We start from the raw sequence: 13,098 nt of genomic DNA, 5'->3' as shown, positions 1-13,098 counted from the left end.
CTTTAACTAGTAATGACGTGTCTACCTTTCCTTAAATTATTTGCTTTATGGTCTGCTTTTTGCATTATTCTATTCGATTTATTTGGGAATAGCTCTAGATAACCCATCACCATCTGGTATGGTAAACCGGGTTGTTAAAGGAGTTTAAATATATTTATCATATTTATAGGGGGTAATATCATGCCGAATATTTTGCTGACAAGAATTGACAATCGATTGGTTCATGGTCAAGTAGGAGTAACATGGGTTAATCATTTAGGAGCTAATTTAATTGTCGTCGCAAATGATGAGGTGTCTGAAGATGAGGTACAACAGGATTTAATGGAAATGGTTGTTCCGGAGTCAATTGGAATTCGCTTTTTCTCAATCCAGACGACCATTGATGTGATTCACAATGCAGCAGATGAACAATATATCTTTTTAGTTGTAAAAACACCACAAGATGTGTTGCGACTTGTAGAGGGCGGCGTACCAATTGAAAAAATAAATATTGGAAATATGCATTTTTCTCAAGGGAAAACACAAGTATTCTCCACCATTTCCGTGGATGAAGATGATAAAGCAGCCTTTAGGAAGCTGCGTGACTTGGGAGCGAAACTTGAGGTACGTCGTGTTCCGGATGAAAGACCAGATGATATTTATAAACATTTATAGAAAGAAGTGAGAATGAATGGATAATCACATGTTGCTTCAAGCCTTATTAGTTGCCATATGGGCTGGAATTGCAGGGATTGACCTTTTTAACGGGTTGTTCCACATTCACCGGCCAATCGTAACCGGTGTCATTATTGGCTTGATTTTTGGGGATGTAACAACAGGGGTTATGACAGGTGCTGCCATGGAATTAGTGTGGGCTGGGATGGTTCCGCTTGCTGGGGCACAGCCGCCAAACGTTGTTATTGGGGGAATAATTGGAACGTCGTTTGCGATTCTGACAGGACAAGAGCCAACAGTGGCAATCGGTATTGCTGTTCCGTTTGCGGTTGCGGTTCAGGCATGTATCACTCTCATGTTTACTGCTTTTTCTCCGGTTATGCATAAAGCTGACCAATATGCACAAGAGGCTAATACAAAGGGAATTGAACGGATTAATTATTTCGGGATTCTTACATTATTTATATTCTATTTTGTTATTGCTTTTTTACCAATTTATTTTGGCGCAGAAGCTGCTAAAGGGGTCGTAGAGGTATTACCAAAATGGCTTATTAGTGGCCTTGGTGTTGCCGGGGGAATGATGGCCGCAATTGGTTTTGCAATGCTATTGAAAATTATGTTAAAAAAACAATACGTTGCATTTTTAATCGTCGGATTTATTTTAGTCACATATATGAAGATGCCAGTCATTGCTGTTGCTCTAATTGGGATTGCCATCGCGTTATACGATTACTTCAAAACAAATTCTGGTGATGGATCAGTAAGGGGGGGTGCAAAACGTGGAATCTAAAAAAGTAGAAACGTTAATGAACCATACGAGCAGTCCGGAATATTATCAAGACGGTGCCACAGAACAGGTCTTAACTAAAAAAGATTTAAACAAGATGGTATGGCGATCTCTGTTACTTCAAGCGTCATTTAACTATGAAAGAATGCAGGCCGCAGGATGGTTATATTCGATTTTGCCAGGTTTGAAAAAGATTCACAATAATAAGCACGATTTAAGTGAATCGATGAAAAGTCATATGGAATTCTTTAACACGCATCCATTCCTTGTAAACATTATTATGGGGATTGTCCTTGCTATGGAGGAAAAGAAACAAAATCGAAACACGATTAGAGCCATTCGGGTAGCCATGATGGGACCGCTTGGGGGAATTGGTGATGCTCTTTTCTGGCTGACTTTGCTTCCCATTTGTGTTGGTATAGGTGCTTCACTTGGGCAAGATGGAAACCCTATGGGGGCAGTGATCTTCCTATTAATCTTTAACGCAGTTCATTTTGCTCTTAGATTTGGATTAATGCATTACGGTTATAGTGCTGGAACAAATGCTATCAGTTCTTTAAAGGAAAATACTAAAAAAGTAGCACATGCAGCATCTATTGTCGGGGTAACAGTTGTTGGCGCATTGATTGCCTCATTCGTAAAGTTAGAATCAAGTTTAGTGATCCATGCTGGTAAGGCAAAAATCGCCCTGCAAAAGGATTTACTCGATAAACTCATACCAAACCTATTGCCTTTAGCATACACTTTATTAATGTACTATCTATTAAAAAAGGGATTTTCTCCAGTTAAGCTAATTATCATTACCGTGATCATCGGTATTATTGGTAAAATTCCATTTCCTTTTGGAACCATTTTATAATATATAGCATGTTAGGAGGATTTTAATATGAATGGTTTGATTATTAGCGGTCATGGATCGTTTGCAACGGGTCTTCAATCTTCGGTAAAACTAATCGCTGGAGATCAACCCAATGTGGAATACGTGGATTTTCTTGAATGCGATTCAACATGCGATCTTGAAAAAAAGCTGCTTGAGGCTTTTTCAAGATTACAAGAATGTAAATCTATCTTAGTCTTATGTGATTTAGTTGGCGGTTCTCCGTTTAAAACGGCCGTTTCGCTTACGAATGGAAAGGAAGGTTTTGCTGTGGTTGGCGGAACAAATCTTGCGATGGTCCTCGAAACTGTTTTAATAAAGGATGGACTTCAAATCGATGGATTAAGAGATTTAGCGATCAATACTGGTAAAGAAGCGATTAAGGGTTTTCAAAAATCGGAGCGTCCAAGATTCAAAGAGTCTAGCATGTAATGAAAGCGATAAAGGATAGGGAAATCTATAAGTCTAATAATTGTGACTCCCAGGCCCTGATAAGGAATATGATAGAACGGAACTACAACTAAATATTGTAAGGATGGATAGGTTGTTGGATTTTTTGTCTGAAAATTAAAACATTTAATGTGGATGGATTCGGCTACATTAAATGTTTTACTGCTAATGGGTTAATCCTACAAGTTATGGTGACATAATAGAATTACTTAAAACAATCTAACAATTAGTCTCATAATCTAGTTTATATGAGTTTTTCTTTTAATTTAACTTGTACCAACAACCCAATGTTATAATCGTTTTTTGAAGAAACACCCGTCTTCCTGATTATATCAATTTTTTAAAATCGATGAGCAGGTACAATAGAATAAATAGAGGTGCAGGAACATGAAAATGGCAATAGGTATTGATATTGGTGGGAAAAAGATTGGGGTGGTCAGTATTTTGAAATTCAAAGAGGCTGTCAAAAATACCATTGATTGGAGTATTGCGATCCCTAAGGAGTCCCTCCATATGACAAGTACAGCGTCCGTGAAAAGTATTGGCATCGATGGGGGATGCGATATGATTGCGAACGGTTATGATGCCGATTTTATCGCCTTAATACCGGATCTAGATTTAATTGCCACGTATCTTGATAGGGTTTTCCGGTTTCAAGTTAAAAACTTGATAGGGAAAGAGGGAGTGCGATGATTTTAGCTGTCACTATGAATCCATCTGTTGATATTTCCTATCCAATTCAAGATTTTAAGCTAGATGATGTTAATCGTGTGGAAAATATTCGTAAAACTGCTGGCGGAAAGGGCTTAAATGTAGCCCGAGTTGTCAAGCAGATGGGAGAAGACGTTTTGACCACAGGTGTAATTGGCGGGACTATTGGTGATTACATTATTCAGGAATTGACGAAAAGTGATATCAGGAATCATTTTTATAAAATCAATCAAGAATCAAGAAACTGTATCGCGATCCTCCATGATAGCAAGCAGACAGAAATCCTCGAATCTGGGCCAAGTTTATCCACGGAAGAAGGAACGGCCTTTTTAGAAAAATATCGAGAACTGCTGTCTGAAGTTTCTCTTGTTACTATTTCAGGTAGTTTGCCAAAAGGGCTTGAGTCTGAATTTTACCGTCAGATGGTCGAAATTGGCCGGGAGAAGGGAATTCCAGTGATTGTAGATACATCAGGGGAGCCGCTCCGACAAGTTTTGAACCATAATGTAAAACCTTTTGCGATCAAACCGAATATCTCAGAACTGTTCCAGCTTTTTGGCATGGAAGTGGAGGAGAGCACAAGCAGCTTGAAGCAACTATTAAATAATAAGTTATTTCATGGGATAGAATGGATTGTCGTTTCGATGGGAGCGGCAGGTGCTTTTCTCAAGCATGGTGGAGATTATTACCGGGTTACTATTCCTGCTATAGAGGTCATAAACGCTGTTGGCTCGGGTGATGCGACTGTCGCAGGGTTAGCGGTTGCCCTAAAACGAAAGCAAGCCGTTTCGGACATCCTGAAAACTGCGATGACGACGGGCATGCTCAATACGATGGAAGAGGTAACGGGTTATATTGATCCGGAGAAGTTCGGTCAATTTTTTGAAATGGTAGAGGTTATTAAAATAGATTAATAGAGGTGATTGTTGATGTTAAAATTAACGAATAATAAATTAGCGGCTCTCAAGCGTTTGTCGGATGAAAATGGAATTATCGGGGCTTTGGCAATTGATCAACGCGGTTCATTAAAGAAAATGATTGTAGCTGGAAGTGAGAATAATGTCGGGGATGAGGGCATCATTCGCTTCAAAGAATTGGTTTCTGAAGAGTTAACACCATATGCAACTTCGATTCTATTGGATCCGGAATATGGTTTGCCGGCTGCGAAGGTCCGTCATTCGGACGCTGGGTTATTGGTGGCGTATGAAAAAACAGGTTATGATGCAACAACTGAGGGCCGATTGCCTGATTTATTGCCAGAGTGGTCCGTTAGACGCCTGAAGGAAGCTGGAGCAGATGCAGTTAAATTTTTACTGTACTATGATGTAGATGAAGATGAAAAAATTAATGACTATAAGCACGTTTATATGGAACGAGTTGGATCTGAGTGTGCGGTAGAGGACATTCCGTTCTTCCTTGAAATAGTGACTTATGATGCCAAAAATGATGATGTGAAAAGCATGGAGTATGCCAAATTGAAGCCTCATAAAGTTATCGAGGCCATGAGGGAATTCTCTAAACCGCAATACAAGGTGGACGTTTTAAAGGTAGAAGTTCCAGTAGATATGAAGTTTGTAGAGGGTTACGCAGAAGGCGAGACAGCCTATAGCAAGGAAAAAGCGGCTGCGTATTTCAAAGAGCAAAGTGAGGCAACAGATCTGCCGTTTATTTTCTTAAGCGCCGGCGTAAGTGCAGAATTGTTTCAAGAAACCTTGACGTTTGCGAAAAAATCCGGCTCAACTTTCAACGGTGTCCTCTGCGGCCGGGCAACATGGAAAAATGGTGTCGCTCAATTTGCCGAAAATGGTGAACAAGCCGGACGTGCTTGGTTACAAGAAAACGGCAAAAAAAATATCGAAAGACTAAATATTGTCTTGAAAGAGACAGCATGCCCGTGGTTTGTAAAAATATCAGGATAAGGAAGCGAGGTAAGAAAGTGTGGGGAAGGTTTTCGCGCTTCCTTATTTTTTGATTTATTTTTAAAAGTCGTTTTGATTGGAACTCGGAAAACGGTCCGATTAAGAAGGGGGTCCATATTCTGCAAACGTAGAAGGTATTAATAACGATTTTGATAAGCTATCAGTATTATAGTTTGGTAGAAGCTATTTCGTTATAGAACCTGGTTGTTAGTTTGACGCAATAAGTGATGATGGTATAATTTAGGTTATTAAAAGAACGATAGTATAGTTTGGAGGCAGGTTTAGTAAAATGAAACCATTGCAACATGAAAGTTTAATCCCGCTTTATCATCAATTAATGGAAAGATTAAAGGATTCAATTGAAAAAGGTCATTGGGCACTTGGTGATAAAATTCCTTCAGAAAATCAGTTAATGGATCAATTTGGTGTGAGTCGCAACACGGCAAAAAAAGCAATTGAGGAGCTTGTACAGGAAGGAATTCTATACCGAATTCAAGGAAAAGGTACCTTCGTAGCAAAACCAAAATTGCAGCAGTCATTGATGGGATTTTATAGTTTTAGTAAAGTATTGAAAGAAAAAGGCTTGAATCCTAAGGATATCATTCTAAAAATAGAAGAAGTCAAACCAAATGCCAAAATCAAAGAAGCGCTACAGCTGAGTGATGATGTGAATGTCATTGAAATGAAACGCCTTCGCTGTGCTGAAGATGAACCGTTTATTTTGGAATCATCTTTTATTCCTAAACGTGTTGTTACAGATATAGAGCAGTTAAAAAGGGTAGGTGAAATTTCTTTATATGATCTATTTTCACAACATTTTAATACCGTAGTAACAAGAGCAAACGAGGCATTTGAACCCGTTCTCATCCGTTCCGAAGAAAGTGAATATCTGCAAACGGAGGAAGGTCGACCCGCACTTCTGCTTGAACGAACTGCCTACGATACCAATGGTGTGCCTGTTGAATTTTGTATATCCATTGTGCGGGGCGATCGCTGCCGCTTTTACACTGAATTAACCTAATCTTTGAATCACTCATAATATTTGTTTATGGGTGATTCAATTGATCTTTTTTTACAATACTCCATTATCCATTCTAAAATTTTACTTTAGTTACAATTCAGGTGGCGTATCAGAATATAATCCGGTGGAAATGGACATAGTTGAGGCCATAACTTACTCGGAACAGGTTTACTGGCAGCAGCTATGGTACTTCGTTATTATGGTTGCCCAGGAGGAGAAATTGCTTCTAGATGAACAAGCTAAGCTAGCACATGCAGAACAAGAGGGCATGGAAAAAGGAATTGAGCAAGGTAAGATGCAAATGATTCGAGGGATGCATGAAATTGGTGTACCGCTTGAAACTATTGCAAAAGCAAGTAAGTTAAGTCTGAAGGAAATAGAGCGTATCTTGAAGTTAAAGTAAATATATGGACCTACAGTACTCATGAATAAAAGAAGGTAGATGCTCATTATCATGGTACGTTTAATAGAAAAGCATTGCTGAAGATTTTAGCAGTGCTTTTTCTCAATCAACTTTTTGATATTTTTCATTCTGCTCACAATTATATAGAAAAGTTGAAAGAAGAACGTGAATAGTCCGAAACAAATATGTTTCGGACTAGGGGTTCAATATCTTATCCATTTTATTCAACATTTTTTAAAGATTAAGAGGTTGAATTTTCTGATTTTTAAAGTAAGAAAAATGTATTACGTTAATCAATAGATACGCCACTAGAGACAATCGGTTTTGTTGGTGCTGGCGTATCTCCACCATTAAACGAAGAATGTTGTGATACATTTAAATTGATCATGCTACATGCTAATGCACTTACTACTACCATACTTAATAACACTTTTTTTATTTTTTTCATTACTTTAACGCTCCTTTTCTCAAATGTTTCTTATCAGCATTATTGCTAATATAGAAATATTTGCTCGCTTTAACATGATTATTTGCCTCGTAAAATTGGAGTGCTAAAATCTCTGCATATTCTTTTATACAATCCCACATGTCCTCTTTTTCAAAATAAGAAATTGCATCAGTAACTACTTTTTCTAATTTAATGCTAGGTAGTTCTGTGATTAGTTCATTTAAAACTGCGAAACGATGCTTATATTCCTCATTTCCTGATTCATTTGTATACTTTATTCCTTGCTCGATATATGCTTTTGCTGTTTCAACGCCTTCTAATTTATAATATGCTCTTGCTAAGACAAATAATGCTTTAAAATGGTTCGGTATGGTATTTATAATCTCAGAACTCTGTCTAATCGCCAATGGATATAAATCTTGAATATTATATAACCAGCCTAAATTGGATCGTACTCGCAATAATAATTGTCCTTCATCATACTTCTTAAAAACATCAATAACCGTATTGAGACATTCTTCCGCTCTTTCAAATTCTCTTAGATCTATACAAGCCAGTCCATATACATTGTCGCATAAAGCAATATTAATTTCATAGCCTACATGATTCCGGTATATTTCTTTGGCTTTTACTACATGTTGAATCGCTTCAAATGGTTGATAAGATTGATAACAGTAAGTTGAAAATCTATACTCAAACTCGGCTTTTTCTACTTCATCAGGTATATCAATTAAAAGTTCTTCTGCCTTTTCATAGTGTGTTTTCGCTTCAGTATAATTAGCTAAAATTGTAGAGTGGATTGCCTTAAAGAAATAATAATAGTAAGCTAAAAATGAAAATTCCTCTTTGATATTAGGGAGTTTTTCTATTTGATTAAAAGAATCTTTTGTAATACTCATTCCATCTGCCAAGACTTTATATCTAAAATTCAGTAGGGAATAATAGAATGATACATATTGATCTGTTTCTATTTCCTTTAAAAGTTCTTTTACTTGTAGATATGTCTGTTTTGCTTCTTTTACATGATATAAACGAATTTCTTCATACCATTCATGTAATAATTTCATCAATTGCTTATTACTTTTTTCTTGAACAGTCATAATATCCCCCATTTCTCTGTAAAGGCTTATTCTGATAATAACAGGAATTAGATAAAATAAATTTAACTACGATTTTTTTCACTAATATACAGAATATTCTGGATTATAATAATGTCCATGCTTTTAAATTTGAAAAAGTATAGTTAAGCAAGTACAAGTTTTGTTAATGCTTTTTTTGATTTTGATTTATCATTTTAGCCAAGAAGACTCCTTCCTCAAGGAACGCGAAGTGAGTAGGTGGGAGATGAATTGGCTTCGGACAAGGGATGTCAGGAAGCCATCTTAATTGTTCGACATACATAAACTGTTACTTCACTACCAATCGAATGTATGTTTGTTGTATAATAGACACATATCGAAATGGAGGTGAAACGAATGATGATCAATAAAGCATATAAATTTCGTATCTATCCAAATAAAGCACAAGCGATTCTAATCAATAAAACGCTTGGCTGTTCTCGTTTTGTATTCAATCACTTCCTATCTCTATGGGATAATGCATATAAAGAAACAGGAAAGGGTTTGACATATGGTACATGCTCTGCCAAACTTCCTGCCATGAAGAAAGAGTTTGTTTGGCTAAAAGAAGTGGATAGTATTGCGATTCAGTCGTCTGTTCGCAACCTTGCGGATGGTTATACACGCTTTTTCAAAAAACAAAACAGTGCCCCGCGTTTCAAATCTAAGAAAAACAACGTGCAATCTTATACCACAAAACAAACAAATGAAAATATTGCCGTTGTAGGAAACAAAATGAAGTTGCCAAAACTAGGTCTTGTTCGATTTGCCAAAAGTCGTGAAGTAAAGGGACGTATTTTAAATGCTACGGTTAGACGGAACTCTTCTGGCAGATACTTTGTGTCATTGTTAGTTGAAACAGAAGTGCAAGAACTTCCGAAAACAAATTCTTACATTGGAATGGATGTGGGACTAAAAGATTTCGCCATTTTGTCAGATGGAACAACCTATAAAAATCCGAAGTTTTTTCAATCGTTAGAAGAGAAGTTGGTAAAAGCACAGCGTGTTCTTTCTAGAAGAATGAAAGGATCTTCTCGCTGGAATAAACAACGAGTAAAGGTAGCTAAAATTCATGAATACATGGCAAATGCTAGAAAAGATTACTTGGACAAAATCTCAACTGAAATCATCAAAAACCACGATGTTATCGGTATAGAAGATTTGCAAGTATCTAATATGTTAAAGAATCATAAGTTAGCAAAAGCGATTAGTGAGGTATCATGGTCACAGTTTCGAACCATGTTGGAATATAAAGCGAAATGGTACGGCAAACAAATCATTGTCGTATCGAAAACATTTGCTTCAAGCCAATTATGTTCTTGTTGTGGATATCAAAACAAAGACGTTAAAAATCTAAACCTACGTAAATGGGACTGCCCTTCTTGTCGTACACACCATGATAGGGATATTAACGCAAGTATCAATCTAAAGAATGAAGCGATAAGACTTCTAACCGCAAGGACTGTGGAGATAGCCTAATAAATTAGAGTTCGATAGAACTCTTTACTTAGGAATCCCCCTCTTCTAAACGAAGTGAAAGTGGGGGTAGTTCAATAACTGTTGTCTATTGAATACTTCTTATAAGAGGTGGCGTAGCACTATAGTAGAAAAAGAGAGCTTATACTGTTATGGTATTGAGAAATACGTAGGGCTTATTAAGCATCAAGGGATTCCTCGAAAATAAATAGAAGTATATCCATATCTGTTTACATTGAAGAGGGAGCGTTGGTTTATGATAAGTTTTGGGGTTAATTTACGCACTATTATTAGTTATACACAAGAGAGTAGGAATCTTAATAATATACGGATTTTAAGTAAGTTGGGTATAAGATTATTTGATACATATGGAGAACCATTACCTGTATCAGATGTTAATCGAGAATTAGTAACGGCATTAAAATGCCAAGACATAAATACGCAAAGATATATATTAAGTCATTTACAAGGTTAGAAAAACCGATATTATGCTGCGTTTTTCCATACATATGTTCTATCCGATAAACCAAAAAGTTATCATCAAAGGTTTGTGAAATTTTATTTTCTTAAATTGAGTGAATTACGTAGTAATATTTTAAAATTATTTAATTTGGTACTATAGTTTGTATCACCATGAAATGTATAAAACTCGTCTATGTCAATAAAAACAGAATAAAGAATGTGTAATGAAGTACCCATCCAATTATTATGTGTATAACAATTGGATGGGTATTTTTTTACTTATTCCAAAATAGGGACAAAGCTAAATGCAACGGATCGTTATCAAAACGCGAGTGTACAAATGTAACAAATGAAATTTCTATTCATAAGTGTGGTTCTTCTATTTAATCAAGTATGATTTAATACTTTCTTAGTTTTGGTTAAGGAAATTTATATACTTAAAGTAAAGGGGGTAATTTTTAATGAAGGGGGAGGAGAATTTGAAAATGCTCAATTCAGTTGCGCCTAAACAAATAAAAAATGAAGATTTACCATTTGATATTTCCTGGATGACCGATTGGATTGTAGACTGGTTTGGTTCTTTGTTTAATGGCGGCAGTGATGTAATAAAAGATGGGGGAAATAAAGTAGATGGTGTAGTCCATGCGAGTGTGCCTGCATTTTTTGATGTGATTTTCCTTATTCTTTCTGTAGTAATTTTAATTTCATTATTAGTTTTTGGAGCCTCTTTATGGTTTAAACATATAAAGTGGAAAAAAAGATCTATATATTTTGGAGTAGGTTCGTTTATTCTCATTCTATTAATAAGGATTCTACCAGTGTTAATGTTGACAACACGTTCTTTTGATTTTCAAACCTTTATGAGTAATATGGTGGGCTTAATAACTTCTATAATTTTAGGGACAGCTGTATTAATGTTTTTAATATCGCTAGCATTAGGTATGCTTTATAAGAAATTTGAACATCCCAAATATGGAAAATGGAGTTCAAGTTTGAGATATAGTTCAATTTTTATATTTGTAATGACATTGATAGTACCGGCCTTGCTGCGTCATTTATAATCTTTGTTTATATAGGGGAAGGAGGAATAGTGCAGGTAATTTCTATAATGTTTCTGTGTAATTATGCTAGTGCTCGTTCTCCTCTAGATTTCTGAGTTAAGTCTAATACATTAAAAAGAATTTTGTTGTATGAAGTTTTGGCAAAGGGGGAGAGGTACTAGTGACTACTTTTGTTGTAATGGTGAGTATATTCTTAATTCTGTTTGTAATTGGTCCCAAAGCGACTAAGAGAAAAGAAGAAAGAGATAGAATTGAAAAAGAACATAAAGAGAAAATGGAGGCTTTAGAGGAAGAAAAGATTGACTTAGATATTAATGGGACTAAAGTACGGTTACACAAGAAGCCAAAGCTAAAGAAAAGTATATATAAAATAAAGGGTAATAGATAACGAAAAATTAGGTTACATTTAAAAGTGAATTTAGAGCAGGTAGCAAAAAAATCGGATAACATTTAAATATTTAGGGGGATTACATTATATGTTGCGTATGCGATTACATGGTCCATTATGCTAAGAGCATTTCTTAAACCACCTTCAGCTAATTGAGATATTAAATGTAATGCTTCGTCTGTAATCCGAATCCCTTGATCATGGGAGATGAATTTTAACCTTTCAATCATTGCTTGAAGAGGTATATTTCGAAATTCAAATTGTTGGCATCTAGAAATGATAGTTTTAGGTACTTTTTGTGGATCTGTTGTAGCCAGTATGAAAATAACATGTGCTGGCGGCTCTTCTAATGTCTTTAATAGAGCATTAAATGCAGAATTTGAAAGCATATGCACTTCATCGATAATGTACACTTTATATTTTCCTGTAACCGGTGCTAAATGTACCTGATTTAGTATCTGCCGTATTTCTTCCACTCCAGTATTACTTGTAGCATCAAATTCTAGAATGTCCGCGAATTTATTATTGTTGATATCACTACAGTTGGCGCACTTTTGGCAAGGCTCACCATTATTTAAAGGAGTTAATCATTTTATATTTAGGTCATAGATGTTAAACTCAAAAAAATTAAAGGTAGGAACATATTTGATATGTACAAAATGTTCCTACCTTTTTATTATGTGGCGAGTGTAGCTTTGAAATAAAGTTTGATCAAAAATACCCCACAAGCCAGCACTTTACAATAAATAAAAAGCATCCATTTTGAAAAAAGATTAATCAAAACGGATGCTTTTCTAGTAGATTTAAGATTGGTTTTTATAAAAAAGATTGATCCTTTTTTACTTATGTTGTTCAATAATAGCACCCGTTAATTGAAGAAATGCTTATTTAAAAATATGGAAAGTAAATTGGTATTTATAAAGGTATACATTCACAGATATATAGGAAACTATAAAAATAAGAGAAGTATGTAGTATATTATTTAGAAAAATCTGATTATTTTATGGTATAATAAAAATATGGAAAAATAATTCTGATTTTAGCCCGGCGTTAGCGGGTTCCAACATAATCGCTCCGGTAACTTGGCTATTTTTATAGCATTATATTTTGCGGCAAAAAAAAATTAGCTTGGGATATGAATAAGACCATTTAAATAAACTTCTTACCAGCTGTAGGCGTTGCGTTGGGCTAAGATCAGAATGTAGAAATGGATGAGCTACCTTAATTCGATGGTAGCTTTTTGTTTTTGAATGGGCGTATGGTGCCACACTTTTCAGGAGATAAAAAAAGAACTTCGAAGTCGAGTTCGAAGATGCAAAGAGG

14 protein-coding genes and 2 pseudogenes are annotated in these 13,098 nt (G+C 35.7%); 13 read left to right on the top strand and 3 right to left on the bottom strand.

The window, feature by feature from the left end:
• The first annotated feature begins 180 nt into the window (after nucleotides 1-180).
• From agaV to ABH957_RS15255, 9 genes and pseudogenes are all read left to right on the top strand, one after another.
• Complete coding sequence (agaV, locus tag ABH957_RS15295) at nucleotides 181-654, top strand: PTS N-acetylgalactosamine transporter subunit IIB (RefSeq protein ID WP_404446594.1); 474 nt, start codon at nucleotides 181-183, stop codon at nucleotides 652-654.
• A gap of 16 nt (nucleotides 655-670) precedes the next feature.
• Nucleotides 671-1,444 (top strand): PTS N-acetylgalactosamine transporter subunit IIC, encoded by a 774-nt coding sequence (gene agaW / locus ABH957_RS15290; protein ID WP_404446597.1) that lies wholly within the window; start codon nucleotides 671-673, stop codon nucleotides 1,442-1,444.
• The gene (locus ABH957_RS15285) at nucleotides 1,434-2,300 is read left to right on the top strand and encodes a PTS system mannose/fructose/sorbose family transporter subunit IID (RefSeq protein ID WP_404446599.1); all 867 of its coding nucleotides are present in this window, start codon (nucleotides 1,434-1,436) and stop codon (nucleotides 2,298-2,300) included. The genes agaW and ABH957_RS15285 overlap by 11 nt, the downstream gene beginning before the upstream one ends.
• 27 nt (nucleotides 2,301-2,327) lie before the next feature.
• Nucleotides 2,328-2,750: a PTS galactosamine/N-acetylgalactosamine transporter subunit IIA gene (agaF, locus tag ABH957_RS15280; protein WP_404446602.1), complete on the top strand. Its 423-nt coding sequence runs from the start codon at nucleotides 2,328-2,330 to the stop codon at nucleotides 2,748-2,750.
• Between the two features lie 405 nt (nucleotides 2,751-3,155).
• The gene (locus ABH957_RS15275; protein ID WP_404446605.1) at nucleotides 3,156-3,461 is read left to right on the top strand and encodes a hypothetical protein; all 306 of its coding nucleotides are present in this window, start codon (nucleotides 3,156-3,158) and stop codon (nucleotides 3,459-3,461) included.
• Nucleotides 3,458-4,393 (top strand): tagatose-6-phosphate kinase, encoded by a 936-nt coding sequence (gene lacC, locus ABH957_RS15270; protein WP_404446608.1) that lies wholly within the window; start codon nucleotides 3,458-3,460, stop codon nucleotides 4,391-4,393. The genes ABH957_RS15275 and lacC overlap by 4 nt, the downstream gene beginning before the upstream one ends.
• Before the next feature lie 15 nt (nucleotides 4,394-4,408).
• On the top strand, nucleotides 4,409-5,398 hold the full coding sequence (lacD, locus tag ABH957_RS15265) for a tagatose-bisphosphate aldolase (RefSeq protein ID WP_309515362.1): 990 nt from the start codon (nucleotides 4,409-4,411) through the stop codon (nucleotides 5,396-5,398).
• Between the two features lie 289 nt (nucleotides 5,399-5,687).
• On the top strand, nucleotides 5,688-6,419 hold the full coding sequence (locus ABH957_RS15260; protein ID WP_404446614.1) for a GntR family transcriptional regulator: 732 nt from the start codon (nucleotides 5,688-5,690) through the stop codon (nucleotides 6,417-6,419).
• Nucleotides 6,420-6,633: 214 nt separating this feature from the next.
• A pseudogene (locus ABH957_RS15255) lies at nucleotides 6,634-6,822 on the top strand (Rpn family recombination-promoting nuclease/putative transposase); the annotation flags it as partial.
• Nucleotides 6,823-7,111: 289 nt separating this feature from the next.
• On the opposite strand, the gene ABH957_RS15250 reads toward ABH957_RS15255, so the two are convergent.
• Nucleotides 7,112-7,270, bottom strand: coding sequence for a Phr family secreted Rap phosphatase inhibitor (locus tag ABH957_RS15250; RefSeq protein ID WP_404511558.1), 159 nt, complete (start codon nucleotides 7,268-7,270; stop codon nucleotides 7,112-7,114).
• Nucleotides 7,270-8,370 (bottom strand): response regulator aspartate phosphatase, encoded by a 1,101-nt coding sequence (locus tag ABH957_RS15245; RefSeq protein ID WP_404511556.1) that lies wholly within the window; start codon nucleotides 8,368-8,370, stop codon nucleotides 7,270-7,272. Before ABH957_RS15245 ends, ABH957_RS15250 begins: the two co-directional genes overlap by 1 nt.
• Before the next feature lie 375 nt (nucleotides 8,371-8,745).
• On the opposite strand from ABH957_RS15245, the gene tnpB reads away from it, so the two are divergent.
• The 4 genes from tnpB to ABH957_RS15225 all read left to right on the top strand — a co-directional run bounded on the left by tnpB (nucleotide 8,746) and on the right by ABH957_RS15225 (nucleotide 11,775).
• On the top strand, nucleotides 8,746-9,867 hold the full coding sequence (tnpB, locus tag ABH957_RS15240; protein ID WP_404511554.1) for an IS200/IS605 family element RNA-guided endonuclease TnpB: 1,122 nt from the start codon (nucleotides 8,746-8,748) through the stop codon (nucleotides 9,865-9,867).
• Nucleotides 9,868-10,120: 253 nt separating this feature from the next.
• On the top strand, nucleotides 10,121-10,339 hold the full coding sequence (locus ABH957_RS15235; RefSeq protein WP_044441042.1) for a hypothetical protein: 219 nt from the start codon (nucleotides 10,121-10,123) through the stop codon (nucleotides 10,337-10,339).
• A gap of 448 nt (nucleotides 10,340-10,787) precedes the next feature.
• Nucleotides 10,788-11,387: a hypothetical protein gene (locus tag ABH957_RS15230; RefSeq protein WP_012259929.1), complete on the top strand. Its 600-nt coding sequence runs from the start codon at nucleotides 10,788-10,790 to the stop codon at nucleotides 11,385-11,387.
• A 160-nt stretch (nucleotides 11,388-11,547) separates the two neighbouring features.
• Nucleotides 11,548-11,775: a hypothetical protein gene (locus tag ABH957_RS15225; RefSeq protein WP_000206853.1), complete on the top strand. Its 228-nt coding sequence runs from the start codon at nucleotides 11,548-11,550 to the stop codon at nucleotides 11,773-11,775.
• Nucleotides 11,776-11,855: 80 nt separating this feature from the next.
• Here the strand turns inward: ABH957_RS15225 and dnaX are convergent.
• Nucleotides 11,856-12,362: pseudogene (gene dnaX, locus ABH957_RS15220) on the bottom strand (DNA polymerase III subunit gamma/tau); the annotation flags it as partial.
• Nucleotides 12,363-13,098 lie beyond the last annotated feature (736 nt).

The sequence above is a fragment of the Bacillus sp. RC242 genome (genome assembly GCF_044908245.1).
GTDB lineage: Bacteria > Bacillota > Bacilli > Bacillales > Bacillaceae_G > Bacillus_A > Bacillus_A mycoides.
The sequence above is the reverse complement of the archived record's forward strand: the minus strand, read 5'-3'. Positions and strand labels throughout refer to the sequence as shown.

Excerpts from the sequence above, each read along its gene's own strand:
- agaV (WP_404446594.1), top strand. The coding sequence starts at position 181 with ATGCCGAATATTTTGCTGACAAGAATTGACAATCGATTGGTTCATGGT.
- agaW (WP_404446597.1), top strand. The coding sequence starts at position 671 with ATGGATAATCACATGTTGCTTCAAGCCTTATTAGTTGCCATATGGGCT.
- agaF (WP_404446602.1), top strand. The coding sequence starts at position 2,328 with ATGAATGGTTTGATTATTAGCGGTCATGGATCGTTTGCAACGGGTCTT.
- ABH957_RS15275 (WP_404446605.1), top strand. The coding sequence starts at position 3,156 with ATGAAAATGGCAATAGGTATTGATATTGGTGGGAAAAAGATTGGGGTG.
- lacC (WP_404446608.1), top strand. The coding sequence starts at position 3,458 with ATGATTTTAGCTGTCACTATGAATCCATCTGTTGATATTTCCTATCCA.
- lacD (WP_309515362.1), top strand. The coding sequence starts at position 4,409 with ATGTTAAAATTAACGAATAATAAATTAGCGGCTCTCAAGCGTTTGTCG.
- ABH957_RS15260 (WP_404446614.1), top strand. The coding sequence starts at position 5,688 with ATGAAACCATTGCAACATGAAAGTTTAATCCCGCTTTATCATCAATTA.
- ABH957_RS15250 (WP_404511558.1), bottom strand. The coding sequence starts at position 7,270 with ATGAAAAAAATAAAAAAAGTGTTATTAAGTATGGTAGTAGTAAGTGCA.
- ABH957_RS15245 (WP_404511556.1), bottom strand. The coding sequence starts at position 8,370 with ATGACTGTTCAAGAAAAAAGTAATAAGCAATTGATGAAATTATTACAT.
- tnpB (WP_404511554.1), top strand. The coding sequence starts at position 8,746 with ATGATGATCAATAAAGCATATAAATTTCGTATCTATCCAAATAAAGCA.
- ABH957_RS15235 (WP_044441042.1), top strand. The coding sequence starts at position 10,121 with ATGATAAGTTTTGGGGTTAATTTACGCACTATTATTAGTTATACACAA.
- ABH957_RS15230 (WP_012259929.1), top strand. The coding sequence starts at position 10,788 with ATGAAGGGGGAGGAGAATTTGAAAATGCTCAATTCAGTTGCGCCTAAA.